Source organism: Adhaeribacter aerolatus (assembly GCF_007991635.1).
Classification (GTDB): Bacteria; Bacteroidota; Bacteroidia; order Cytophagales; family Hymenobacteraceae; genus Adhaeribacter; species Adhaeribacter aerolatus.
In genome coordinates, this window is record NZ_BJYS01000004.1 from 92,659 (window position 1) to 118,311 (window position 25,653).

21 protein-coding genes are annotated in these 25,653 nt (G+C 41.7%); 6 read left to right on the forward strand and 15 right to left on the reverse strand.

The window, feature by feature from the left end; all coding sequences use genetic code 11:
* Positions 1-234 precede the first annotated feature (234 nt).
* The 5 genes from obgE to AAE02nite_RS04345 form a co-directional block, all read right to left on the reverse strand.
* Positions 235-1,230 (reverse strand): GTPase ObgE, encoded by a 996-nt coding sequence (gene obgE / locus AAE02nite_RS04325; protein ID WP_146895255.1) that lies wholly within the window; start codon positions 1,228-1,230, stop codon positions 235-237.
* 104 nt (positions 1,231-1,334) lie between these two features.
* Entirely contained in the window at positions 1,335-1,928 is a 594-nt protein-coding gene (locus AAE02nite_RS04330; protein WP_146895258.1) for an adenylate kinase, read from the reverse strand.
* A 93-nt stretch (positions 1,929-2,021) separates the two neighbouring features.
* Positions 2,022-2,561, reverse strand: coding sequence for a hypoxanthine phosphoribosyltransferase (gene hpt, locus AAE02nite_RS04335; RefSeq protein WP_146895260.1), 540 nt, complete (start codon positions 2,559-2,561; stop codon positions 2,022-2,024).
* 136 nt (positions 2,562-2,697) lie between these two features.
* Positions 2,698-4,914 carry a sodium-translocating pyrophosphatase gene (locus tag AAE02nite_RS04340; RefSeq protein WP_146895262.1) on the reverse strand — a complete coding sequence of 739 codons (2,217 nt, stop codon included), beginning with the start codon at positions 4,912-4,914 and terminating at the stop codon, positions 2,698-2,700.
* Positions 4,915-5,121: 207 nt separating this feature from the next.
* The gene (locus AAE02nite_RS04345; RefSeq protein ID WP_146895265.1) at positions 5,122-6,036 is read right to left on the reverse strand and encodes a M20/M25/M40 family metallo-hydrolase; all 915 of its coding nucleotides are present in this window, start codon (positions 6,034-6,036) and stop codon (positions 5,122-5,124) included.
* Between the two features lie 465 nt (positions 6,037-6,501).
* Between AAE02nite_RS04345 and AAE02nite_RS04350 the strand changes: the two genes are divergently transcribed.
* The 3 genes from AAE02nite_RS04350 to rffA are packed head-to-tail and all read left to right on the forward strand — an operon-like array spanning position 6,502 to position 9,300.
* Positions 6,502-7,440, forward strand: a complete 939-nt coding sequence (locus AAE02nite_RS04350; protein WP_146895267.1) for a glycosyltransferase family 2 protein — start codon at positions 6,502-6,504, stop codon at positions 7,438-7,440.
* Positions 7,427-8,152, forward strand: a complete 726-nt coding sequence (locus tag AAE02nite_RS04355; RefSeq protein WP_146895270.1) for a GNAT family N-acetyltransferase — start codon at positions 7,427-7,429, stop codon at positions 8,150-8,152. Before AAE02nite_RS04350 ends, AAE02nite_RS04355 begins: the two co-directional genes overlap by 14 nt.
* A gap of 5 nt (positions 8,153-8,157) precedes the next feature.
* Positions 8,158-9,300: a dTDP-4-amino-4,6-dideoxygalactose transaminase gene (rffA, locus tag AAE02nite_RS04360; protein WP_146895272.1), complete on the forward strand. Its 1,143-nt coding sequence runs from the start codon at positions 8,158-8,160 to the stop codon at positions 9,298-9,300.
* Between the two features lie 225 nt (positions 9,301-9,525).
* Here rffA and AAE02nite_RS04365 read toward each other — a convergent pair whose 3' ends face one another.
* Positions 9,526-10,977 carry a hypothetical protein gene (locus AAE02nite_RS04365; protein ID WP_146895274.1) on the reverse strand — a complete coding sequence of 484 codons (1,452 nt, stop codon included), beginning with the start codon at positions 10,975-10,977 and terminating at the stop codon, positions 9,526-9,528.
* A 335-nt stretch (positions 10,978-11,312) separates the two neighbouring features.
* Here AAE02nite_RS04365 and AAE02nite_RS04370 point away from each other — a divergent pair, with 335 nt between their 5' ends.
* Positions 11,313-12,569, forward strand: a complete 1,257-nt coding sequence (locus AAE02nite_RS04370) for a tetratricopeptide repeat protein (RefSeq protein WP_146895276.1) — start codon at positions 11,313-11,315, stop codon at positions 12,567-12,569.
* A 303-nt stretch (positions 12,570-12,872) separates the two neighbouring features.
* The gene (locus AAE02nite_RS04375; protein WP_146895278.1) at positions 12,873-14,201 is read left to right on the forward strand and encodes a hypothetical protein; all 1,329 of its coding nucleotides are present in this window, start codon (positions 12,873-12,875) and stop codon (positions 14,199-14,201) included.
* On the opposite strand, the gene AAE02nite_RS04380 is transcribed toward AAE02nite_RS04375, so the two are convergent.
* From AAE02nite_RS04380 to AAE02nite_RS04420, 9 genes are all read right to left on the reverse strand, one after another.
* Positions 14,153-15,217, reverse strand: a complete 1,065-nt coding sequence (locus AAE02nite_RS04380) for a glycosyltransferase family 4 protein (RefSeq protein ID WP_146895280.1) — start codon at positions 15,215-15,217, stop codon at positions 14,153-14,155. The genes AAE02nite_RS04375 and AAE02nite_RS04380 overlap by 49 nt on opposite strands.
* A gap of 2 nt (positions 15,218-15,219) precedes the next feature.
* Positions 15,220-16,485 (reverse strand): glycosyltransferase, encoded by a 1,266-nt coding sequence (locus tag AAE02nite_RS04385; RefSeq protein WP_146895282.1) that lies wholly within the window; start codon positions 16,483-16,485, stop codon positions 15,220-15,222.
* Between the two features lie 128 nt (positions 16,486-16,613).
* The gene (locus tag AAE02nite_RS04390) at positions 16,614-16,916 is read right to left on the reverse strand and encodes a GIY-YIG nuclease family protein (protein ID WP_146895284.1); all 303 of its coding nucleotides are present in this window, start codon (positions 16,914-16,916) and stop codon (positions 16,614-16,616) included.
* A 279-nt stretch (positions 16,917-17,195) separates the two neighbouring features.
* Entirely contained in the window at positions 17,196-19,040 is a 1,845-nt protein-coding gene (gene asnB, locus AAE02nite_RS04395; protein WP_146895286.1) for an asparagine synthase (glutamine-hydrolyzing), read from the reverse strand.
* Positions 19,041-19,077: 37 nt separating this feature from the next.
* On the reverse strand, positions 19,078-19,941 hold the full coding sequence (locus AAE02nite_RS04400; protein WP_146895288.1) for a glycosyltransferase family 2 protein: 864 nt from the start codon (positions 19,939-19,941) through the stop codon (positions 19,078-19,080).
* A gap of 204 nt (positions 19,942-20,145) precedes the next feature.
* On the reverse strand, positions 20,146-21,264 hold the full coding sequence (locus tag AAE02nite_RS04405; protein ID WP_146895290.1) for a glycosyltransferase family 4 protein: 1,119 nt from the start codon (positions 21,262-21,264) through the stop codon (positions 20,146-20,148).
* Between the two features lie 121 nt (positions 21,265-21,385).
* Positions 21,386-22,174: a glycosyltransferase family 25 protein gene (locus AAE02nite_RS04410; protein ID WP_146895292.1), complete on the reverse strand. Its 789-nt coding sequence runs from the start codon at positions 22,172-22,174 to the stop codon at positions 21,386-21,388.
* A gap of 320 nt (positions 22,175-22,494) precedes the next feature.
* Positions 22,495-23,388, reverse strand: a complete 894-nt coding sequence (locus tag AAE02nite_RS04415) for a glycosyltransferase family 2 protein (RefSeq protein WP_146895294.1) — start codon at positions 23,386-23,388, stop codon at positions 22,495-22,497.
* Positions 23,389-23,395: 7 nt separating this feature from the next.
* Positions 23,396-24,403, reverse strand: coding sequence for a glycosyltransferase family 2 protein (locus AAE02nite_RS04420; protein WP_246150788.1), 1,008 nt, complete (start codon positions 24,401-24,403; stop codon positions 23,396-23,398).
* A gap of 163 nt (positions 24,404-24,566) precedes the next feature.
* Between AAE02nite_RS04420 and AAE02nite_RS04425 the strand changes: the two genes are divergently transcribed.
* Entirely contained in the window at positions 24,567-25,622 is a 1,056-nt protein-coding gene (locus AAE02nite_RS04425) for a glycosyltransferase family 61 protein (protein WP_146895298.1), read from the forward strand.
* Positions 25,623-25,653: the final 31 nt, after the last annotated feature.

The following is a 25,653-nucleotide window of genomic DNA, read 5'->3' on the forward strand; positions in this document are numbered from 1 at the left end:
TACTTGCCAATCTTACTAATCAATTTGTTTGCCAAACCTCTTTTCGTGACAAACTGACATTTTTTAATGTGTTAATGGTTTAATGTGCTGATGTGCTAATGGTTTAATGTGGTAATTTATAAATGCGAAGATTTGAAAATTAACTAAATTAGAAAACTCTCAAATTTGCACATTGTCGAATTATTACATTACCAAATTATCACATCAGCACATTAACTAATTAGCACATTAAATTTATTCTGCATTTAAAGTTTGCCAGATTAAGTCTTTTAGCTGGACAATATTTTTTTGGGTGATGCTGGAAATAAAAACCGTAGGCAAATCTTTGGGTAAAGTTTTGCGCATTTCTTTCTCCAGTTCATCATCTATCAGGTCCGTTTTCGTGATGGCTAACAAACGTTGCTTATCCAGTAGTTCCGGATTAAAGGTTTCCAGTTCATTTAATAATACCCGGTACTCCTCCGCAATATCCGGACTTTCTACCGAAATCATAAACAACAAGATAGAGTTGCGCTCGATGTGCTTCAGAAACCGGATACCTAAACCCTTTCCCTCCGAAGCCCCCTCGATTATACCCGGAATATCGGCCATTACAAACGATTTGTAATCGCGGTAAGGAACCACGCCCAGATTGGGTACCAAGGTGGTAAATGGATAATTGGCTATTTTGGGTTTGGCCGCCGACACCACCGACAACAACGTAGATTTACCGGCATTCGGGAAACCAACCAAGCCGACATCGGCCAGCAATTTTAATTCCAGAATTACCCATTCTTCCTGGCCGGGCTCGCCGGGTTGCGAATAACGGGGCGTTTGGTTCGTAGATGATTTAAAGTGAGCATTGCCCAGGCCGCCGCGACCGCCGGGGGTTAATATTTCTATTTGTCCGTCTTCTACTATTTCGGCCATTTTTTCGCCGGTTTCGGCATGGCGGGCAATGGTCCCAATCGGCACTTCCAGCACTACATCATCGCCATCAGCCCCGGTAGAATGGCTTGCCCCGCCCGATTCGCCGGGTTTGGCAATCACGTGCTTCTGGTATTGCAGGTGCAGCAGGGTCCAGAGTTGTTTGTTGCCTTTGAGAATAATGTGGCCGCCGCGTCCGCCGTCGCCGCCATCCGGACCGCCCTTGGCGTTTTTCTTGTCGCGGTGTAAATGCGAAGAGCCGGGGCCGCCGTGACCGGAGCGGCAGCAAATTTTTACGTAATCAATAAAGTTGGATGAAGCCATCTTGCGCTGAAAAATAGAAAAGAGCTAAAATGTTTATCTTTTACTCTTTTTCCTATTTTGGGTTAAAAATAAAAACCAGCCTTAAAAACTTGGCTGGCTATAACTTATACAGTTTTGGGTTGCGTAAGGTAGCTATCGATAATGGCACACGTCTGGTTAAATATTTCTTCTATTTCGCCGATGCCGTTAACCGCGTGGTATTTGCCTTGCTGGGCGTAAAAACCGGCAACCGGCGCTGTTTTAGTATTATACTCCTGCACCCGCTTCCGCACCAAACTTTCGTCCTGGTCATCGGGCCGGCCCGAAGTCTGGCCGCGGAGCAGCAACCGCTTGGTGAGTTCTTCTTCGCTTACCTCCAGGGCAATCATGCAGGTAATAGCGGTATCATTTTCGGTCATTAACTGGTCCAGCCCCTCGGCCTGGGGTACCGTACGCGGAAAGCCATCAAAAATGAAACCAGCCGCTTCTTTATTTTCTTTTAATTTGCTGTCAATCATCCCGATTACCACTTCGTCGGGTACTAACAAGCCCTGATCCATCAGGGTTTTAGCCCGTAAGCCTAGTTCTGTACCAGCCGCAATCTGCGACCGTAACAAATCGCCGGTAGACAAGTGAATTAAGTTGTAAGTATCTATTAATTTCTGGCTTTGGGTGCCTTTACCTGCTCCCGGAGGGCCGAACAATACAATATTTAGCATATAGTTTAATAAATAAACAGTAAAAGTAAGACTTATCGATATATTTTACTATCACTTAGGCATAAGTTTTAAAATTTTCGAAAATATATCGGGCTACACAACTTTATAAATATCGCGCAGGTTACGACCCAGGCCATTATAATCTAATCCGTAACCCACTACAAAATCGTTCGGAATGGCCATACCAATATATTTTACCTGCAACGGATGCTGCACACAATCGGGCTTCAGGAGTAAAGCAGCAATTTCGATGGAAGTCGGCTGGCGGGCGGTCAGGTTTTGCAGCAAGGCATAAACCGTATGGCCGGTATCCACAATATCTTCCAGAATAATAATATGCCGATCTTTTATTTCTTCTTTCAGACCTATTACTTCACTTACTTGTCCGGTACTATGCATATCCTGGTAAGATGATACCCGCAGAAAAGAAATTTCGCAATCAATGGTGGTTTCCTTCATCAGATCGGAGGCGAACATAAAAGCCCCATTCAGAATAGCCAGAAAAAGCGGCTTCTTATCTTTATAATCCGCGTTAATCTGGGTTGCCACTTGCTGGATGGCCTCCAGAATTTTATTTTCCGGAATATTTATGGCGAAAGATTTGTCGTGGAGCGTAATGCGTTTGGGGGCCATAGCTGTACGTTAAAGACGGAAAGTTATACCTTAAAACTTGCAATTAAAAACAACCCACGCCATTGCGGCCGAAAAAAGGATAAAAAAGAAAAGCCCCTCCGGTTCCGGAAGGGCTCTCTTTTGAATTGATGATTCATTAATGTGCCGCCTGAACGGTAACGACTTCGGTGGTGGCCGTTAAAGCGGTTGGCTGCACCGATACTTGTTCCACCTTTATGGTATTTACCGGAGCGGTTGGAGCCTGCGTAGTACCGGCTGTATCGGTTACCGCAATGTGAGGCGCAATAACCAAAGACACAATCGACATTAATTTAATCAGAATATTCATAGAGGGGCCCGATGTATCTTTAAATGGATCCCCCACGGTATCGCCGGTTACCGAAGCCTTGTGCGCATCGGAGCCTTTATATTCCATTTTGCCGTTAATCATCACCCCTTTTTCAAAAGATTTTTTTGCATTGTCCCAGGCACCACCGGCATTAGATTGGAACATGGCCATCAAAACACCCGAAACCGTAACGCCAGCTAAAACGCCACCTAGTACTTCCGGACCCATGGTATAACCCACAATAATTGGTACAATCAAGGCAATAGCGCCCGGCAGCATCATTTCGCGGATAGCGGCGCGTGTAGAGATAGCTACGCATTTATCGTATTCCGGCTTGCCGGTACCTTCCATAATACCCGGTATTTCGCGAAACTGCCGGCGCACTTCTTCTACCATGGCCATAGCTGCCCGGCCTACCGCCGAAATAGCCAATGCCGAGAAAATAAACGGAATCATGCCACCCACAAAAAGCCCAGCCAACACCCGGGCATTGCTGATATCAATTACCGTAATATTAGCCGTACCCATAAAAGCCGCAAATAAAGCCAGGGAAGTAAGCGCCGCTGAAGCAATGGCAAAACCTTTACCAGTAGCAGCCGTGGTATTACCTACAGCATCCAGAATATCGGTCCGTTCGCGCACTTCTTTGGGCAATTCGCTCATTTCGGCAATACCACCAGCGTTGTCGGCAATCGGCCCGAAGGCATCAATAGCTAATTGCATGGCTGTGGTTGCCATCATACCGGCCGCCGCAATGGCCACGCCGTACAAGCCAGCTACTTCGTAAGAAAATATGATACCGGCAGCCAGCACAATAATCGGCATCACCGTCGATTCCATACCCACGGCTAACCCGCCAATTACGGTAGTAGCGTGACCGGTGCTGCTTTGGCGCACAATGCTGTTAACCGGCCGCCGGCCCATAGCGGTATAATATTCGGTAATAATACTCATGAGGGTACCTACAATTAACCCGATGATAATTGCCCAGAAAACACCCATGCGGGTAAAGTCGAAGCCACGTAAACTCAAGGTTTCGGGCAGCATCCAGTTAACCAGGAAATAAGAAGCAATAGCGGTTAATACTACCGACGACCAGTTGCCCAGGTTTAAAGCCGCCTGCACGTCGCCGCCTTCTTTTACCCGCACAAACAAAGTACCAATCATGGAGAAAATAATACCCATACCCGCAATTACCATGGGCAATAATATTGGTGAAATGCCGCCAAAATTATCCTGCGCTGTAATCTCCCGGCCCAATACCATGGTAGCCAGAATGGTAGCTACGTAAGAACCAAACAAGTCGGCGCCCATACCGGCCACGTCGCCTACGTTATCGCCTACGTTATCGGCAATGGTGGCAGGGTTGCGGGGGTCATCTTCCGGGATACCGGCTTCTACTTTACCAACCAGGTCGGCGCCTACATCGGCTGCTTTGGTGTAAATACCACCGCCTACCCGGGCAAACAAGGCAATACTTTCGGCGCCTAACGAGAACCCGGTTAATACCTCCAGGGCAATTTCCATATCCTCGGCATTGTAGGTATCGCCCACAAAAATGGCTTTAAAAATGATAAACAAGCTGCCTAAACCCAACACCGCTAAACCGGCTACGCCCATACCCATTACGGAGCCACCACCAAAAGAAACATCCAGGGCTTTAGACAAGCTGGTTTTGGCCGCTTGGGCCGTGCGCACGTTGGCTTTGGTAGCGATGCGCATGCCAATAAAACCGGCCAGAGCTGAAAATATTGCGCCAATTAGAAAAGCAACAACAATAAGGGGATGGGAATTTTCGCCTACAGTACCCAGGTACCCTAAAAACAAACAGGCGATAACCGCAAAATAAGCAAGTACTTTATATTCGGCTTTGAGAAAAGCCATGGCGCCCTCGGCAATATAACGGGCAATTGTTGACATTTTTTCACTCCCGGCATCTTGCTTGGTTACCCAGGCAGACTTCACGGCGGTGTACAGCAAAGCAACGATTCCGAAAGCAGGAATTGCGTAAATAATGTTTTCCATTTAAAGCTTTTTATGATTTTGGATTTAAAATTTTATAGTGGACGTTTTTAACCTATAATGGGCGTAACATACAAATTAAAATCTTAAAAACAATAGCCCTGGTAACCGCAAAAAAGCTTTTAAATACCTTAACCCGCATAAATAAATCTCTTTTATTAAAGTTTGAACGAGCAGCAAAACCTAATCTGCAATATTTGAACAGAATTTTTAAAGTTCTTTCATCAACACCCGGTATAAGGCTACCATATTTTCAATGTCTTTTTTATGCACGATTTCGTCCGGTGAATGCACATTATCTTCGGGTGCTCCTACAAAACACCAATCCCACGGAATGCTGCTGTGCTGTAATTCCTTGGCATCGCTGCCACCTGCACTTTCCACTTCCAGTTGAAAAGGAATACCAGCTTTTTTGGCAATATCGATGAGCTTCATCACAAAACTACGCCGCGGAATCAGGCTGTCGCGCAACGAAATGACAGGTCCCTGTCCGGGAAATACGCCGTCGGTAACCCAGGTAATGTCGGAAATAAGTGCCTGGTTTACGCCGTATTTTTCGTAAATAAATTTGGCCAGATAAGCCACCGAGCCGCCGCCGTGCTCCTCCCAGCAGCTAAAAGCAATGATACCGTTTTCTAAAGTTTCCGCTACCCGCAAAGCATTCCACACCCCCAAGCGGTTATCTAGGTAGCAAGATTGCACCGTTTCTTCTGTTTCCCGGAAATCGCACTTAAAAACCAGCTCCGTGCCCCGCTCAATCTCCCGGTGGTAGGCGTAACTCAGTCGGCCGTTTTCTTCCGATACTTCCAGGGTGCATTCAATCTCGCCTTGGTCATCGCGCCCCACTAACTGGTAGCCCGTTTCGGTATCTGGTCCACCAATTTTAATCAATTGCTTTCCGTAGCGTACCATAAACCCGATGGAATCCAGGTGAGCAAAAATAACGGTACGCGGCTGGCCGAAAACGAGCAAAATGCAATCCTGAAATTCACGGCCTGTTATTACCTCGGGCGTAACTTTCCAGGTATGCTGGTTCTCCCGGATATAGTTTAGCAGAAAAGCCGTCATTGCGGTTTCGTTGCCCGAAGGCGCATGTACCCGGCATAATTTTTCGAGTAGTTTCATAATTTCATTTATAATTATTCATCCTGATTAAGAAAATCAGAGCCAAAGATAAGGGAAGTAAATAAAGACGATAATTACTAGGTTGTAAAGTACCTTTGTTTAAATCCTTTTTCATGTTTGATAATAACTTAGCCTGAACAAAACTTCCTAAACTTCGGGTATATACCCCAAGGGCTAGAAGTTGGTTAGAGGCTATGTAATATATTTCTTAATTTTGGCTCTTATTTGTTCCGAAGAATAAATGAATCTATCTCCAAAGCGGCGTCGCAATACTAATTTTGCACTTTATTATTCTCTATGTTACGCAGAGAATTAAAGATATCTAATTTCAGCAGCCTTGAGCTCAATTCTGTCATTCAGGAGGAAACTTGTTCGTGACCTGCTAACAAGTTTCCTCCTGAATGACAGAATTGAGTTCCTAAACCAAGTAGAAATATTTTATTGCTTAATATCGGTTGTTTATTAATGAGTAAAACACCTTTTCTTTCCGTGATAAGTCCGGTATACCAGGCCGAAAAAATGGTGAGCCAGTTAGTGTATCGGTTAAAAGCCGCACTGCCCACCATATCCGACGACTACGAAATTATACTCGTAGAAGATGGCAGCCGCGACTGCTCCTGGGAAGCAATTGTAAAAGAATCCCGATTAGACGGGCGAATAAAAGGCATTAAGCTCAGCCGCAATTTCGGGCAGCATTATGCCATTACAGCCGGCCTGGATGCTTGCCGCGGCGAATGGGTAGTGGTAATGGACTGCGATTTACAAGACCAGCCCGAAGAAATTCCGAAGCTTTTTTCTAAAGCCCAGGAAGGTTACCAGGTAGTACAGGCCCGGCGGCAAAACCGACAGGATCAGTTTTTAAAAAAGCTATTTTCTTTATTTTTCTATAAAATTTTAAGCTATTTAACCGGTATTAAACAAGACGGCACCATAGCTAACTTTGGTCTTTATCATTACCAGGTCATTAGAGCCATTAGTTCCCTACGCGAAAGCGTTAGGTATTTTCCGAGTATGGTGCAATGGGTTGGATTTAAAGCTACCACTGTGGCGGTAGCGCACGCCGGCCGGTTGCACGGACCAAGCAATTATAATTTTAAGCGCCTCTTTAACCTGGCCCTCGATATTAGCCTAGCCTATTCCGATAAACCTATCCGCCTGACTATAAAAGCCGGTTTATTTATTTCATTTTTCTCGCTGGTGTTTGCCCTGTTTACAGTGGTCCGGTACTTCTTAGGTTATATTTCAGTAATGGGTTATACCAGCCTTATCGTGTCTATCTGGTTTTTATCTGGCCTGATTATCAGCATCCTGGGAGTGATTGGCCTGTACGTGGGCAAAACTTTTGAAGGCGTAAAAGCCCGGCCCATTTATATAATTGCGGAGAAAACCGATGAACCAGCCTGAGGTAAATAAATTGGCCTGGGACAGCAGTTTTTTTGGCTACCCGGTAGGAGAGCTAAATTATACCGGCCGTGAACCGGAATTATTAAAGGCCCTGAAGAATGCCCAATCGGCCGGCTATAAATTAATTTACCTGAAATCAGAAACAAAAATCTCAATTTTTGACGCGCCGAACCATCCATTTAAAATTGGCGTGCTGGATAACAAAATAACTTTCCGGAAAGACTTGGCAACCAATACTGCTGATGATTTCCCGGCCGAAAGTACCGTCCGTTATACCAAGCCCGAAGCAAGCCCGGAGTTAATCCGACTAGCGTTGGAAAGCGGCAAATATTCCCGTTTCGCCCGCGATCCTTATTTTAAGCACCAGGAATACGAAAAACTATATACCACCTGGATAAATAAATCGGTTACCGGCGAAATGGCCGCCGAAGTTTGGGTAAGCACCACTTCGGCGGGTGCCATTACCGGCATGATTACCTTGGGAAAAGATAACTCCGGAGCATTTATTGGCCTTTTAGCGGTATTACCCGCGTTTCAGCGGCAAGGCTACGGTAGAAAATTATTGCAAATGGCCTGCCATCGAGCATCGACGTTGGGTTGTGGTGCCATCCGGGTCGGAACGCAAGGCATTAACGAGCCGGCAAATAGCTTATACCAAAGCGCTGGTTTAAGCCTGCACCACCAATTATTTATTTATCACCTCTGGCTTTAGCCCACATGATTCCATTTAACAAACCTTATATGGTAGGCCGGGAACTCGAATACATCCAACAGGCTGTTGCCTCCGGTAAAATTTCGGGCGATGGCCAATTTACCAAAAAATGCCAGCGTTTTTTCGAAGAAAAGTACGGCTTCAAAAAAGCTTTGCTTACTTCCTCCGGTACCGATGCCCTCGAAATGGCTGCCCTGCTTTTAAATATTGGCCCCGGCGACGAAGTAATTATGCCTTCCTATACGTTTGTGTCCACGGCGAATGCTTTTGTGTTGCGGGGCGCTAAAATTGTTTTCGCCGACAGCCAAACACAACACCCGAACCTGGACGCCGACAAAATAGAAGTGCTGATTACAGACCGGACCAAAGTTATCGTGCCGGTGCATTACGCCGGCGTGGCCTGCGATATGGATAAAATAATGGCGCTAGCCCGAAAATATAACTTGTTTGTAGTAGAAGATGCCGCCCAAGCCATCGACAGTTATTATACCGGAGCAGATAGAATTAGAAAACCACTCGGCAGCATCGGTCATTTGGCAGCTTTCAGCTTCCACGAAACCAAAAATATTATTTCGGGCGAAGGCGGCTTACTGGCCATTAACGACGAAAACTTTATCCAACGGGCTGAAATAATCTGGGAAAAAGGGACTAACCGCTCGGCTTATTTCCGTGGCGAAGTAGATAAATACGGCTGGGTTGATGTAGGCTCCTCTTTTCTGCCTTCCGAAATTACGGCGGCGTTTCTCTGGGCTCAGCTCCAGGAATTAAATAATATTCAGAACCGGCGAAAAGAAATTTGGGAATATTATTACCAACACCTTAGCCCTTTACAAGCGGCTGGCTACTTCCGGCTGCCCGTTATACCAGACTTTGCTACGAACAATGCCCAGATTTTTTACCTGATTTGCCATAACTCCGACCAACGAGATAAAATTATTGCCGCCCTGAAAGCTGCGGATATTCTGGCCGTATTTCATTATTTGCCGCTGCACCAAAGCCCGTTTTATGCTCCGTACCATGATGGCCGAACATTGCCTTTTTCAGATAAGTATTCCGAAACCTTGTTAAGATTACCGCTCTATTATGAACTCTGCCGGGCCGACCAGGATTTAGTTATAAACAAAATAAAAGTAGCCGTGCAGAGATAACGAAGTTAAACAGGACTTTTGCAAAGTTGTTGTTTTAATCTTTCCTCCCCCTACCCCCTCCAAAGCTACCATTAGGACACTTGTTTTATAAACTGCTTATTATCAACATTTTACAAAATATTTCAATATTTTATAACTAATTGAAAACCAGTTTTTTACACAACATGTGTCCTAATGGTAGCCCCCTCCAAAGAGGGACTTTTTAATAACTTTGCGAAATTCCTATTAAATTTTAACAGCTACAAACCTCCGGCGTATGCGTTCTATTATATAAACCAACCCTACTAACAAAAAAGGATAACTGTGCAGGAAGTACCGGCCTTCAATAAACTGCAGGGCAAGGGGTAATAAAAGCAGAAGATAAACAGGTATCGCTATCAGGATTATATGATGCACATCTTTTCTGCCGAGCAGCCATAAACCGGTAAAACCAATCAGGAGGGTACTCCAATACAGCACTACCTGCCCGTAATATATAACCAGGTGGTAAGGCCGGAAACAACCGGCATTTTTATTTATAGGCAGGTAACCAGGGGCCGCCTGCAACAGAAAGTTCTGCAGGGAAGCCAAACGCGACCCAATATAAAAACGAAATGGCCTTTCCCGGGCGAAATTTAGAGTTAAACTATTAAATGCCGCCGCTACCTGCTGGTCCAGTTCGGTGTCGAAATTTTGCTGTAATTTTTGATAATCCGCTCGTACGGCCTCCATTCGGGCATTGGTGTTGTTGGGGGTAAATATATAATCCGGAAATTCGTAGGTGCAGTTATCCCGGCAGTTTCTAAAATAATAGCCCGCACTCTCTACCTCCCAGTAAAGCAAATCCTCCCCAAACGTCTGCAGGTACTGCCGGCAGGCCAAATCGGCTTTTGTGTAATCATAGCCGGCCACCATATCTACCTGAAAAGGAATAAACCGCTGGTAAATCTGGTAATTGCGAATAACCCACGGCAGTAACATTACCAGCAAAGGCAACGAGAAAACAACCGTTTTGGTGCCTACCCTTACCAAGCCCAGGCCCGAAAATACCTGCCTGGTTTCCCGCAGAAAAAACAAGCCTACGCCCAGGTACAATAAACTAAAATAGGGTTTTAACACCACCACCAAGCCTAAAAGAAGACCGGATAACAGCAATAGCCAACCGGATGGGCGTTTTAAATAACTATGAAAGCTAAAAACAAATACAATTAAGAGGCTAACTGAAAGACTGTCGGGTAATACAATGATGCTGTAATAAGTAAGGGGTAAACTGATGATACACAAGGCAAAAGTCAGGTAAAAAGCGAACCAGTTACCGGTAAGCCGTAAGGCCAGCCACGACAAAACCAGGATGGCCACACATTCCAGCCCAAGCTGTACCACCATTACCATAAAATCGGCCAGGGCGATATTTAAGAATTGCCGGAAAAACAAGTATAACAAGCTAAAATGGGGCAGGCGGCTGGCATACACATTTTCTTTCCCATTAAAAAAATAATACTTGCCGGTCTGGATGTAATTTTCCATGGCGGCATGATACGAGATATAATCGTGCCCCCTTACTACCAGTTCATCCAGGTGGTAACCAATCGATTCGCAACTTAACAGGTAGCGCAGAAAAATGGCCGTTAGAAATTTTAGGGTAAAAGCGAGCAAAAATAAAAGAACCAGTGTTTTTTTACCGGGATAAGGCATCATACGCAAGGTAAGCTGTAAAAAATAGTTCGGAAGAGCCGCTGCCCAATGAACTTTTAAAATTAAAATTCTCGTTTAAAATAAAGGAAGTCTATTTTTAATCTTTCAGAAATATTTAATGTCACTTTCGCAAATTTATCAAAAAGCCTCTCTTTGGATGGTTAGGAAGGTGGATTTAAAGATTAAAACAACAACTTTGTGAAAGTCAGGTATAAAATACTGCAGCGGAATATATAAAATATTAATATTTAAATTAACTTGGAATCTCCTTTTTCCAGTACCCTGGGCTTAAAAATTAACAATGAAGAAGTTGTAACTTTGTCCCGGCATTCTATAAAATGAAAAAAACTTTTTTATTCCTTTTTCCCTTGCTTTTCCTGGGCGTTTTCTCCCAAGCCCAAACCACCGATCCCAAACAACAGGCGGCCATCGATTCGGTTATCCGGCACATGGTCATCGACTCGGTAAATGTTACGCCGGAAGTTATCGACACGGATGGTTGGCTGTTATTGGATGAAAGCATCAAAAATGAATTATCCGGGGCCGTCGATAACCTGTATAATTTTAAGTACGCCCGGGCCGAGCGGCAGTTCCGTTCGTTGCGCCGCCGCTACCCCGATCATCCCATGCCTTATTTTTTATTGGGTTTGAGCCAGTGGTGGAAAATAGTGCCGACGAATATTCTAACGAAGCAGTACGACAATGCTTTCTTTGCCTACATGGACACCACCATTACCTATGGCGAAAGATTATTAGTAAAGAAAAAGAATAATTACGAAGCAGCCTTTTTCCTGGCCGCTGCCCACGGCTTTGCTGCCCGTCTGCATTCCGAACGGAAAAACTGGCGCAAAGCTACCGTACACAGCCGCCACGCCCTCAACTTCATGAACAAAGCCAAAGAAGCCAACGGCCTGAGCCCGGAATTTATGTTTGGCGAAGCCTTGTATAATTACTACGCCGTCTGGATTGGCCAGAATTATCCTTTGCTGCGCCCCGTGTTGCTTTTCTTTCCGGATGGGAATAAACAACTGGGCCTCACCCAATTAAAAGAAGTGGCCGATAACGGTTTTTATACCGGCCTCGAAGCCAAATTTTTCCTGATGAAAATACTGGCGAATGAAGAAAACAACCAGATGGGCGCTTACCCCATTTCCCGCTTCCTGGCCACCAAGTACCCCGATAACGCTTACTTTCAGCGTTTTTACGCCCGGCTCTCTTTTGTCATCGGCAACCTTTCCGAAACCGAAAGAACTTCCCTGCAAATCCTGGACAAGCTCAACCGCAAAATGCCCGGCTACGAATCAATCAGCGGTCGCTATGCCGCCTACTTTTTAGGATACATCAACCAAAACCGGAAAAATATACCCAAAGCCAAAGAATATTACCAACAAGCCATCGCCTTTGCCGAACAAACCGACGAAAGCAAATCTGGTTATGCCGTCCACGCTTACCTCAACCTGGCCCGCATGAGCCACGAAGAGAACAACATTAAACAAGCCAAACAATACTACGAAATGGTAAAAGACCTGGCCGATGATGATAAACGGGCAGAGAAAGAGGCGAAGACTTATTTAAGGAAGTACCGGAAGGTGTAACAAGTTAAAAGTGGTAAGTAGTACGTTATAAGTTTTAGGAATACAATTAAAATAGCACTTTAGCAAAATTATTCTAAAGTCCTTCATTGGAGCTAATCTTATAGGAAAAAGGGAAATACAATGGCTGGTGCGAGCTTGTAGCTCGTATCCCTTTTTTACAACTAGAAATGGTAGCTCAACAGGACGCCTGTAGATAACACATGAACTACTAAATAGGGATATTATAATTATTTTATAGACTTAGTACTTAAAACTTACTACTTATAACTGATTTAAACTGACAAACTACGTAGCATATAAACTTTGGAATTTAAAGACCTTTTATTAACCCCGGTATACTTAATAATCATTTATGGTTTGGCTTACTGGCTGCGCCCAAAATTGACGAATAAATTTACGCGGAAGTATTTTATACCGGCTTTAACGGTTAAACTAATCGGGGCAATTGGGCTGGGTTTAATTTACCAATTTTATTACGGCGGCGGCGATACTTTTAATTACTTTCACCATATCAAAATCATGTTTGCGGCCTTTCAGGAATCGCCTTACCTGTGGCTGAAGCTGATGCTCTCTTCCGGGCAGTTTGATAATGAAATTTACAAGTATTCGGTCCGGATGGAGTGGTACCGCTCCCCCACGGAGTTTATTGTTATCAAATTTGGCTCTTTTTTCTCTTTACTTTGCTTTAACACCTACACTGTTATAGGCTTATTTTTTGCTTTTTTAAGTTTTACCGGTATGTGGCAAATGTATCGTACCTTTTTAAAACTCTATCCTACCCTGTACAAAGAGTTTGCCATTGCAGTTTTCTTTTTACCCTCGGTATTCTTCTGGGGTTCCGGCTTAATGAAAGACTCCCTTACCATCGGCTTTTTAGGCTGGTTGTTTTACGGCTTTTACCAGGGACTTATTGAAAAACGAAATATTTTTAAATCGGCCGTAATAATCCTAGTAGCCGCTTACCTGATATATTCCATTAAGGTTTACATCTTACTTTCATTTCTACCGCCGGCATTATTCTGGATATTCCTCGAAAATCAAAGAAAAATTAAAAACCCGGGCATCCGGATGCTGGCTAAGCCTTTTTTTATAATAGCAGGTTTAGCGATGGCTTACCTGGGAGCTACCCGGCTCACCGAAGGAGATGCACGGTACGACATTGACAAAATTGGAGAGCGTTCTAAAATTAATGCCATTTATTTAACCAAACAGGTGGCTACTGGTTCAGCGTACGATATTGGCATTTTTGACGGGAGTTTAAGTAGTATGCTGACGGTAGGCCCGCAAGCCATTGTGGTATCGTTGTACCGGCCATTTATTTGGGAAGTAAGGAACCCGGTGATGCTACTTTCGGCGATAGAGGCAAGTATTTTTATATTTTTAACCTTGCGCTTCTTTTATCGAACCGGCTTTATAAAAACACTTAAATTCATCGGTTCTAAACCCATTCTTATTTTCTGCTTTGTTTTTTCCCTGGTGCTGGCCTTTGGGGTGGGTACCAATAGTGGCAATTTTGGTACGCTGGTCCGATATAAAATTCCACTGATGCCCTTTTATATGGCGGGTTTATACATCATGCAGGCTCACGCAAAAAGGCCTAAGAAATTATCGCGGTTAGCGGTTACGGCGTAATCTTTTTCTATTTTCTGCCGGGCTGCCCGGCCCAGTCTGATTCGGGCTTCCGGGTCCTGCATTAAATGTTCCAGGGCCCCGTACCATTCATCAGAAGAATTACAAATATAACCGTTTACACCTGATTCCACTACTTCGGTGTTCATGCCTACCGGCGAAACCAAGGCCGGTATTCCCAATGCCATATATTGTAAAGCCTTAAAAGCACATTTACCTTTGGCCCAGGGGTCATCTTCCAGCGGCATCAAACCCACATTAAACATCCCTAAATCCTTAATTTCCGTCTCTTTCCGCCAGGGCTTATAAACCAGCGATTTTACCGGCAAGTCCGGCTGCTGATTCGATATTACCCAAAACTCAAAAGCATACCGCTCCTCTAATTTTTGCAGCACGGGTACTACCTGGTCCAGGTACTTCATGGTAGAATGGGTGCCGGTCCAGCCAATAATTACTGCTGGCGTACGCTGGTCTTTCACCCGGTTGTGCAGATTTATCGTATCAATGGTAGTAGGGTTAACCACCGCATTGGGGTTAAATTGCCGGGCGTAATCTCTTAAATAATTATTGCCGCAGCTTACTATGTAAGCCCACCGGCAAATAGCGCTTACCTTGTGGTGCCATTTAATACCCGCTACTATTTTATTATTTTCCGAAGTATTGGGTATCCAGATGGCATCATCAAAATCGTAAATAATTTTTTTCCGGAGTACTTTGGCCACTAGCCACTCAAACCAAGGCGGACCAATAGGCGTCGCTTCCCGGTGAATGAACACGTAGTCATACGCCGGCACCGAAAACAGCAGGAAGAACCGTTTTAGAAATCCTTTTAAGATACCCCAAACTTTCTGGCGGGTATGCCCGGGTTTGTATAAGATCTGCCAGGTATTTTCGTCCAGAAAGGAGGCGAATTTATAAGACCAGTTTTTCTCTTCCAGAAATCTCAAATATTGTTCGAAGCGAAACCGCTGAGAAGGCGCTTTGTCCTGGGGGTAGGGTACCACAAAAAGTATATTCATTCCTAACCAACCGTTTTCAAAAACGCATCAACCTTTTTGCCGGGTTCCGGAAGCAAATAGCTGTATACTTGCGCATACTTCTGAATAGCATTATCCAGGGTATAATAATCAATGGCCCGGCTACGGATGGCAGCACCGTTTTTCTTTAATAATTCGGGTATTTTGGCTACTACTTTCTTATAGCTTTCCGGGCTAAAATCATCTATCGCTACCCCTGAGTTGGTGTTAGCCACAATTTCGGCCACATCGCCTACTCTGGAGTTGCAAACTACCGGTAAACCCATGGCCAGTATTTCGCCTAATTTTGTCGGAGAGCTGGCAATTTTAGAATAGCTTTGTTTGATAAAGAACAGGTTAATATCGGAGGACGCCGTAAACACCGGCACTTCTTTGCGGGTAGCAGAACGAATGATAAAATCAGCCGGGTTTAGGCCCAATTTACGAGCCGGTGCCAGAATTTCTTCGGCCGGTTCCGGGGTAATAAACAGGAAAACAGCCTGCGGATAAACCTTTTTCACCTCTTTAAACAAGGCCAGCATTTCATCCAAGAGGTACCACGCTCCTACCGAGCCCAGGTAACTAATTACCAAAGCATCGGATTTAATGCCTAAGGAAGTCCGTGATAACGCTTTCTGCGCCGGGGTAACCAACCCGAACAAATTAAAATCAGCGCTGCAAGGTATTACCTGAATGGGCGCTTTCCCATAACTGGGCCAGGTTTGCATTTCGCGTTTGCCGGCCTCCGTTAAACTAATAATGGCATCAGATTGGGCGATATAATTAGCCTCCTTCTTTTTGTATTGCTGGTAAGCGTACCGATAGAACGGATTCTGTAAATTCCAGGCACCACCGTCTACCCGCTCGTCTACCCAGAAGCCCCGCATATCAAACAAAAACTTAATACCAAACTTTTGTTTCAGTTCCATGCCAATAGCCGCACTCACGTAACTGCGTGCGTGAATTAAAGCAAATTTCTTTTGGCGGTGCAGGGCAATGGCTTTCTGCTTTAGCCGGTAAATGTCGTAGTATTTAGCTAAAACCGGCGGTCTGGCAGTAAAAGAGATTGGCTGCCAGTGGATATTATGCTCCCGGGTTATTTCTTCGATAATGGCTTTATGCTGCGCGTAACGCTCCGGTTTTTCACACGACAACAAGGTAAAGCGATAACCTAATTTACTCAACCCGGCCAGGTATGGCAGTACCTGCGATTGGCCCAGCGGGTCGGTCATGCCATCGTACGAAATAAATAAAACTGATTTTTCAACCATGCAGAAGGAGTAATGAGTATTAAGTTTTAAGTAGTAAGTTTTATCAGGTTATTTACATGGCAATCATAAACACATTTTTTCTACGCTTTTGATGCCCAAACCTGTCATTCAGGAGGAACCTTTTTAGCCTATCCAAGGCCGGCAGCTACCAGGAAGTCAAGGTAAGGATTCAATGCTTTTATCAATTCCATTTTCTTCTCCCGGCTCATATCTTTAATTTCCTTTTCTCGGTCAATAGCCATCTTTACATCTGAAAAGCGTTCATAATAAACCAATTTATAACAAAAGTACTTTCCAGCAAAAGAATTCACATTGCCTCGGTTATCCAAATGTTGTTGAAGCCTTATTTGTAAATTATTCGTCATACCTGTATACAATACCGTTTTATTAGGATTGGTAATGATATATACAAAGTAATTACCCTTTACCATAGTAGTAACCTACCTTGAATAGGCCAAATAGGTTCCTCCAGGAATCCTTGGATTCCCGGAATAACAAACTTATTTTTAAAATAAAGTTTTAAAAACCACCGTATTATAAGAAGTATTAAATTTAATAACTGATTTTACGCAACAATTCGGGAAAGATGGAATTTTGGTATCTTGAGCCCAAACCTGTCATTCAGGAGGAACCTATTGGGCTACCTGCTACAAAGGTTCCTCCTGAATGACAAACGTATTTTTCATTAAGTTTAATAAGAGCAAATACCCTTAAATATTTTCCCGTAACCACTTGTGAAGCACAATTAACAACCACACCCGGTTGTACAAATAGCCTTTACCGCCTAAAAAGCTTTCCTTTAAACGTTTTACCTCCGGGTAGCGCACTATGCCGTAGGTATTTATAATCTGCTCATTCAGGTAGTCATCCAGCAGGTATTTCAAATCCCCCTGCAACCAGGCCCCCAGCGGTACCGAAAAACCCCACTTAGGTCGGTCAAATATTTCTTTCGGCACAAAGTCGTACAAGACTTCCTTCAATAAATATTTGGCCACCCCATTTTTCACCTTTAATTCCGGGCTTAAGTTCAGCGCAAACTGTACTATCCGGTAATCCAGCAAAGGCACCCGGGTTTCCAGCGAATGCCGCATGGTGGCCCGGTCAACTTTCACAAGCAAATCGTCCTGTAAATAATATTGCATATCAAAAAAGGCCTGCTCTTCCATGGGGGTTAAAGCCCTGGTGGGTATATTCCAGTTCTCCCGGATTAACGGTGGCTGCTGGTAGCCGGGGCTTAAAAGGTTATCTATTTCGGATTCACTAAACAGGTATTGCTCCTGCGAAAAAATATGACTTTTGCGGCGGGCAATATCTTGGTAACGGAATACCTGGGCGGCCCGCTCGTAGCGTTCGCCCAAAAAGGGCAGTACTGCTGCTATGGGCTTGCGGAAAGTTTTTACCCAAGGCTTGCTCAACCGGTTGGCCCAGCCGTACATGCCGTAGCCCAGAAATAATTCATCCCCCCCATCACCCGATAAGGTCATGGTAACGTGTTTCCGGGCCAGCTCCGACACGAGCAAAGTCGGGATGGCCGAAGAATCAGCAAAGGGCTCATCGTAAATGCCGGTTAACTGGTCCACCCAGGCCAGGGCTTCTTTTTCGGTTACCGTAAATTCGTGGTGATTCGTGCCCAGGTGCTTGGCTACGGCGGCCGCAAATTTAGCTTCATTGTATTTGGGGTTATCAAACGCAATCGAAAACGTTTTTACCGGCTTATCCGATACGTGCTGGGCTGCTGCCGTTACCAGACTCGAATCGATGCCTCCGCTCAGAAAAGTGCCAAAAGGCACATCGCTAATCATGCGGTACTTAACTGAGCTAAGTACCAGTTCCCGCAGTTGTCTTTTAGCTTCGGGCTCATCCCGTAGAATCTCGGTTTGTACCTGGTCCGTCAGTTGCCAATACGACACGGTTTGCAGGCCCTGCTTATCCAGCACCATATAGGACCCCGAATCCATTTTCTTAATTTCGGTATAAATGCTGTTGGGCCGCGGAATGTAACCTAAATACAAAAACTGGCTGATGGCTTCCTTGTTCAGCGTCAATTTTCCGCTTAAAAACGGTAATTTTACCAACACTTTCAGCTCCGACGAAAAAGCAAAACGTTGCCCATCGTAATAATAATAAACCGGCTTAATGCCCATCCGGTCGCGGTAAAGAAAAAACTGCTGTTCCTGCTTGTCATAAATGGCAAAGGCAAACATGCCATTCAAGCGGTGCACAAAATCCGGTCCCCACTTTACAAAACTTTCCAGAATCACTTCGGTATCGGAGGTGGTTTTTAATGGAACCCCGAGTTCCGGGGCTATCTCCTGGAAATTGTAAACCTCGCCATTAAAAATAATAACGTAGCGCTCATTCGCGGCGTACATGGGTTGGTTGGCCGCGGCCGATAAATCCAGGATGCTGAGCCGCCGGTGACCTAACCCAATGGTACCGTCAAAAAAATAACCGGCGGCATTGGGCCCCCGGTGGGCAATGCAATCAGTAATTATTTCCAAATCGTTCTGAGACGAACTTTGGGTAAAATCTACAAACCCGGCAATTCCGCACATAGGTATTTAAAACAAAACTTAGCAGTAAAAAATAATGTCAGATTACTTTCCGGAGCAAATTATTAGTAAAATCTTTTGGATTACAAAAAAATGAATTAACGAAATACCGCAATCCTTTATCGTAAATTTTCAGACTTAAATAAGCGGCGCCTAAAATATAGTTTATCTTAAAAGCAAATTCCCGGAATAACGCTTCCGGAATATTTTTCTTCTTTTGAACCAAAGCTTTATAAAAAACCTCATTATCATCCACCAAAGGGATGGTAATGCGATGCGACATACTCGATTGGCTTACCCGGTAATATAATTCTCCTCCCTCAGCCACGTAAGCCCCATTCCCGTAAGCAGCCAGTTCTATTAAAAAAAAACGGTCGGCCGTACTGGATAAGGAGTTATCAAATGTAAGCTGGTATCTATCCAGAATACTCTTCCGGAATAAATAATTAGAAGGACAGGTAATTACTTCGGGGTGGTATAAAAGGATGTCCCGGTAAATTTCATCCGCAGTGCCCCTAAAAAAGCCCGGCATAGGCTGCCCCGCTTCATTTATTTTCACCACTTTCCCACAACTAAACAAAACCTCCGGATTTCTTCTTAATTGTTCCACCCGCTTTTCTAAAAAAAATCTATCCAGCACATCATCCGCGTCCAGAAACAAAACATACTCGCCTTTAGCCAAGACTAAACCTTTATTGCGGGTATCAGATACCCCGGTATTATCCTTCTTAAGGTAAGAAATCCGGGAATCTGAAAAATTCAATATTTCGGCTTCCGAATTGTCTTTCGACCCGTCGTTTAAAACTATAATTTCAAATTCCTGGTAAGATTGGTTCAGTAACGACTGTATCGTTTCACCTATAAAATATTGGGCATTATAGCAGGGAATTATTACGGAGACCAAAGTTGCAGCTTTATTATTTTATGCAAAGATAAAGAATAACATCAAAAAGCTTTAGCCTCAACCTTTAATGTCTTGAATTTGCTTATCGCTGCTTTGAATAAATAAAATTAACTTTTATGCCTTAATACCACCCCGTTTTTTAATTTGAAAAATTAAAGAGGCCAAAGGTAACCATTCGATCAGATTTAAAATTCCTACTAAATATTATAAATATAATTCTTCCAGCGATTGTATAAACCTTTCTAAACCAAACCGATTAAAAACTTCTTTTCTTCCATTCTGAATAAGTTTATTTCGCAAATCTTCATTTTCCAATATTTGTAAAATGGCTATATAAATGGCCTCGGCATTCTGATAATCTACTACAAGGGCGTTTTCCTGGTCCTTAATAAATTCATTGGCAATGCCTGATAAGGTAAAAACAGAAGGTATACCAGCAGCTAAAGCTTCTACGTAAGTCTGGCCAAAAGCTTCAGAATGGGAATCAATAGGCACATGTACGAAAACATCAAAAAGCTTATAGAGTGCCATAATGTCTGACTCAAAAGTGATTTCGCGGTAATTTCTTTCAGGGATTTCTTTTAACAACTCCTGTATAGCACTTTTATAATCCCCGGTAGCATTTGCTAGTACAAGTACGCTATCAGGATACAATTTTAAAATGTTTTTAAATGCAGGAATAATATATTGAATTCCTTTCAACTCCGTATACCTTGATATTACGCCTATTACTTTACCTATATCCGTATCCTCTAAATTATGTCTCTTTTTTAAACTAATAACTCCTTCAGCCGGTACTTCCAAAAAGCCATTTAATAAAAATCCATGTGGGATTACCGTAACTTTATTTTCATCTGCTTTCTCCCAATTTATTAAAACATCTTTTACATTACCCGAAATAGCTACAATATGCGTAGCTAGGATATTAGAGAGTTTATCCCATAATACTCCTTTAGGGAAATACACATGATGAAACGATGAATGGTGCCGGGTATAAATTCTTTTCTTTACTCCGGCAAGTTTACCAGCTGTTAATCCAATAATATTGGCTTGAATTAAATGACAATGGATAACGGCAGGATTAATTTTTCTTAACAACCCATAAACCTGAAAGATAGCTTTTGGCCAATCTTTTTTTCCGTTAGAAATTACACGATAAACATTTAATCCTAATGCATGAATATATTTTTCTAAAACAGTTTCTTTAGGGCTAATTAAAATAAAAGACAAATCAAACTTCTGCTTATCTAAATAAGTGGCAACCCATTCAAAAGCTAAAGCCTTATCAATATCAGAAATAATATAAACAACAGATTTTCTCAAATTAGTCAAGGATACAAATTAATCAAAATTGCTAAGTAGAATCTAGATTAGAAAACCATTAGTTTAAGTACAGATATTACTTCGCTTACGGATAGGTGTGAGTGTTTTTAATTTTTAGTTATCATAAAAAAAGCTTATCAGGCTTTTCGTCGTTAATGATAATTTTGTTAAATCTATCTTCAAATCTTTTGCGCTTTCTTCTATTCAAAATATAAGTAGATAAAAAAGGCACCTCATAATGTAAAATGATTTTTTTTAACCTAAGTTTCAAATCTCCAAATGGTTCATTTATATCGGAATATACGTCAGATAAATCAACCGGATGAGGAAAAACAATTTTAAAATCTTTTATAAATTTTTTGCGTATCCATGCTCTCCAATCATCAATAACATTATCCATAGGAACAATATTTTGAACTAGCTTTTGGGCTGCATCATTGGTTACTAAGTACGCCGCAGCACCAACTACCAATTCTTCCTGGAAAGGTCGAATATAAAAATAATCTTTGTCAATTTGGTCTTCTTTATAAAACCTACATGGCTCAGGCACAGAAACGTAAAAACAAATTACATCCCCCTGTTTAATTTCCGTTTCAACTTGGTTCAGTAAGGTAGGAAACCTGGGAGATAGTTCAACATCATCTTCTAGTACTAATGCATAAGGAATTTGCTTATCGACGATTTTTTTTAAAACACTATAATGACTTAAAAAGCAACCTACTTCGCCAGGGGTAAATTCTCTTAAATAGCCATGATTAGGTTTCACATGCTTCTTTAACTCATCCTCGGAAAAGCTATGACCATCAAAGGCCTCGAAAAAAGTAAAATTTATTTTTAACTTTTTCATCATTCTTTGAATCCTTTGCCTTCGATTTGATGACCTTTTAAGATTAATAACAAAAACTTCCATTATAGGCTTAGAAAGAAGCTATTATCTAATAAACAATTCATATAAATAATAAACTTAATTATTAGAGTAAAAATATTATCGAGTTTAATTACATTCTAGCAAAACTTATGTTATTTATCCTGCACAATAGTTTTACAACTTTCATACAAAGGCCGAAAATGAAGTTCTAAACCAAAAAAGACATTTTAAAATTTGAACCTGCTATTCCAAACTTTTATTTTACTTCTACTTAATTTATAACTTATTTCTTAGCTTTATTCTTTAACAGGTCTAACATAAAATTTTAACAATAAATTAAAAGGAAGCTCTAAAATATAATTCTAAATAATTTGGGAGGTGATAACTATATCATAAAACTTATACCGCAACTTTTCTGATAATAAATTTTTTAAGCTTTCACGTTCTACTAGCTTAGCAAATACGCTGCTGGATAACATTCTATATATAATTCTTTTATGAAAGGCAGGCAATTTTACTTGATGTTGAGAAAACTGTTCGTAAAGAGCAGGTTTCAACTCTATTAACATTTTGTGCGCCGCTTTGTATTCCTTTAATCTTTTGACATATGAACTAAAGGTAATAAAATCATCATGCCAAGCTAAAACCCTCTCATTAAAGTAAATGGGAATTTGTTTTAAATACGCCCTAACCCCAAAATCAAAATCTTCCGCATCCCTCAAACGCTCATCAAAGCCCCCAAGAAAGCGGAATAATTCTTTTGTTATGGAGAAATTAGCCGCGGTTAAAAATAATTGATCTTTGGAAAGAGGTTTGTTTAAATTGCTAATTGGCTGGAACCATTTTCTACTTAAATGGGCTTTATACCTTTGTATATCAGAAGTTAACACATTATAATCTTCTAACTGAGCGCCGACCAGGATACTATTTTTAAATTCTGTATGATGCTTTAAATGAAGCTCCAAAAATTTAAAATCCGCACGCATATCATCATCCAAAAATATCAACAAATCGCCAGAGGCTTCAAGTGCACCAGCATTTCTGGAAGCTGCTCGGCCTTTATTTTGTTGAATTAATATTGTAAACTTTTGGAAGTTAAAGTTTTCGTTGCTTAAGACTTCTTCTGTGTTATCTGTAGAACCATCTACTACAACTACAACTTCAAAATCAACAAAACTTTGCTTTGCTAAAGCATTTAAACATCTGCTTACCTTGTTTACACCATTATAAGTGGGAACTATTACACTAACTTTCACCTAAAACCTACTTTCTAAATAACTTTATGATACTTGTTGGTACGTAACGGTTCCTGTAATAAAGCTTTCTCCATACCTGTTTATCGGCCTCTTCTAGCCAATCAATTCTAATATTTTGTAAAAATATTTTTGTTTTCGCTTTATTATTCTGAATGTAAAATTCATTAGCCCGTAGCAAATAATAATAATTCAAGACCTTAGGGATAATTTTCTCATTTAGAAAAGAAGACTTATTTAGTTCAAAGTCCTCATTCACGTAAGTATTATTCTTTAATACATTTGCCTGCTCCTTTAATCCAGCACCTTTGGCTAATGCATAATAGTAAGTATCGCGTTCACGCCAAAAGCCAGAGGCTTGAGATACTGTTTTAGACTCCTGGTGTAACCTAAAATTAACTAAAATATCAGGTATTTGACTAACTTTATCTAAACCATAATTAAATAAATACTTAATCCACCAATCTCTATCCATTATATAGTGCAATCGATTATCCAGTGGTCCTATCTTCTCGATAACCTCTTTTCTGAAAAATGTTTCAGGCTGATCAATTCTTGCCCATCCAATTGTTTTGGCTAAATTATTTTTATAAATATCGGTTCCCTGTGAGGTGTAAAGAACCTCATTTTGTCCACTAAAAATCTTACTTCTACCTGCAACTATCTGCGTACCAGGCTTATCAAAGGCTTCCGCAACTTTAAAAAGCGAGTCAGACTCATAATAATCGTCAGAATTAAGCCAATTAATAATATCGCCAGTTGCCACTTTCATACCCTTGTTAATGGCATCGCTCTGCCCCTTGTCAGGCTCGCTTACCCAAAAAGTAATTTTATTGGCATATTTTTTAATAATTTCTACAGAATTATCAGTGCTTCCACCATCTATTATTATATATTCTAGATTAGGATAATCTTGCTCTACAACTGAAAGGATTGTTTGCTCAAGATATTGGCCCTGATTAAAAGAAGGTGTTATAATAGAAATCTTTGGGTAAAATAGTTTACTTTGTGATTCCACAATTAACTTTGTTTAACTATAAATACATACGAAGGTATTAAAATTTAATTGTTTAGCCTTTACAATATTTCTATAAATTATATTTGAGACGCTCTAACAGTAAGATTAAATAAGTAAACCTATTTCCTTAAGAAATATTAAAGGGGAACTGAAGATTAAACATATGCCTGATAAATACAATATTTCATTTCCGGAATCTTCCATTCACATTAATTTACCGGCTAATTGTATACCCGGAGAAGAAGAATATTACAATATGTCTCTGGAAGGAAGTATTAGATCCTGTAGTGTTCTGGAATTAGATTATGTTTATGCAAACCGGGAATTAATCTTATGGAAAAATAATGAAATGCTACCAGAAGCTTTCGCCTGGCCCTGGCTAAAAGACAAACTGTATGGTACTACAAAGGATAAACTAAAATTTCAAGTAAAGAGATTTATACGAAAGAATACAGTTGTTAACGAACCGGTTCTTTGGTGTCTCGACGGCTATTCCACGGGAGGATATTTTCACTGGATAACAGATATTTTGCCTCGGTTGTGGATGGCAAAGCAATACTTACCAGAAATAAAATTTGCTATACCTGATTATTTCTTCCAATACTGGCCTTTTATAACTGAATTTTTCGAGCTCCTAAATGTGAAAGAATTCCTGGAAGTAAAATCTGACAAGAACTATCTTTTAAAAAAGTTAATATTACCCACTCGCGCCGGCAATCCCTTTTATATTCAACCTATCCCACTAACCGAAGGCGTTAATTGGTTAAAAAGTGAGGCTTTGAAAAAAAGCAGTAAAAGAGTTGGAGACAGACTTTATGTTTCCAGAGCCAAAGCCAGGTTTAGAAAGATTCTAAATGAGCCTGATTTAGAGCCAATCCTTAACAAGTATGGATTTCAGACAATATATTTTGAGGATTATAGTTTAGCTGATCAAATTAGTATATGTCAGCATGCTAAAGTTATTATGGGACTACACGGCGCTGGTTTAACAAATCTGGCCTTTTTATCAGAAAATAGCAAAGTTATCGAAATAAGGCCTTCAGCGGTAAATCATATGTATACCTGCTTTTTTACCCTAAGTCCGTACTTTAAAGTAGAGTATAATTACATCTTGTGTAATTATGCACCAATACCGCTTCCAAATGAAAAAAGAATTGATGATCATTCCGTTATTTTGGATCCAGAAGAATTTGATTGTAGACTTAAGAGTATTACATAACTATAATACTATACACTATGAAATTTGCTTC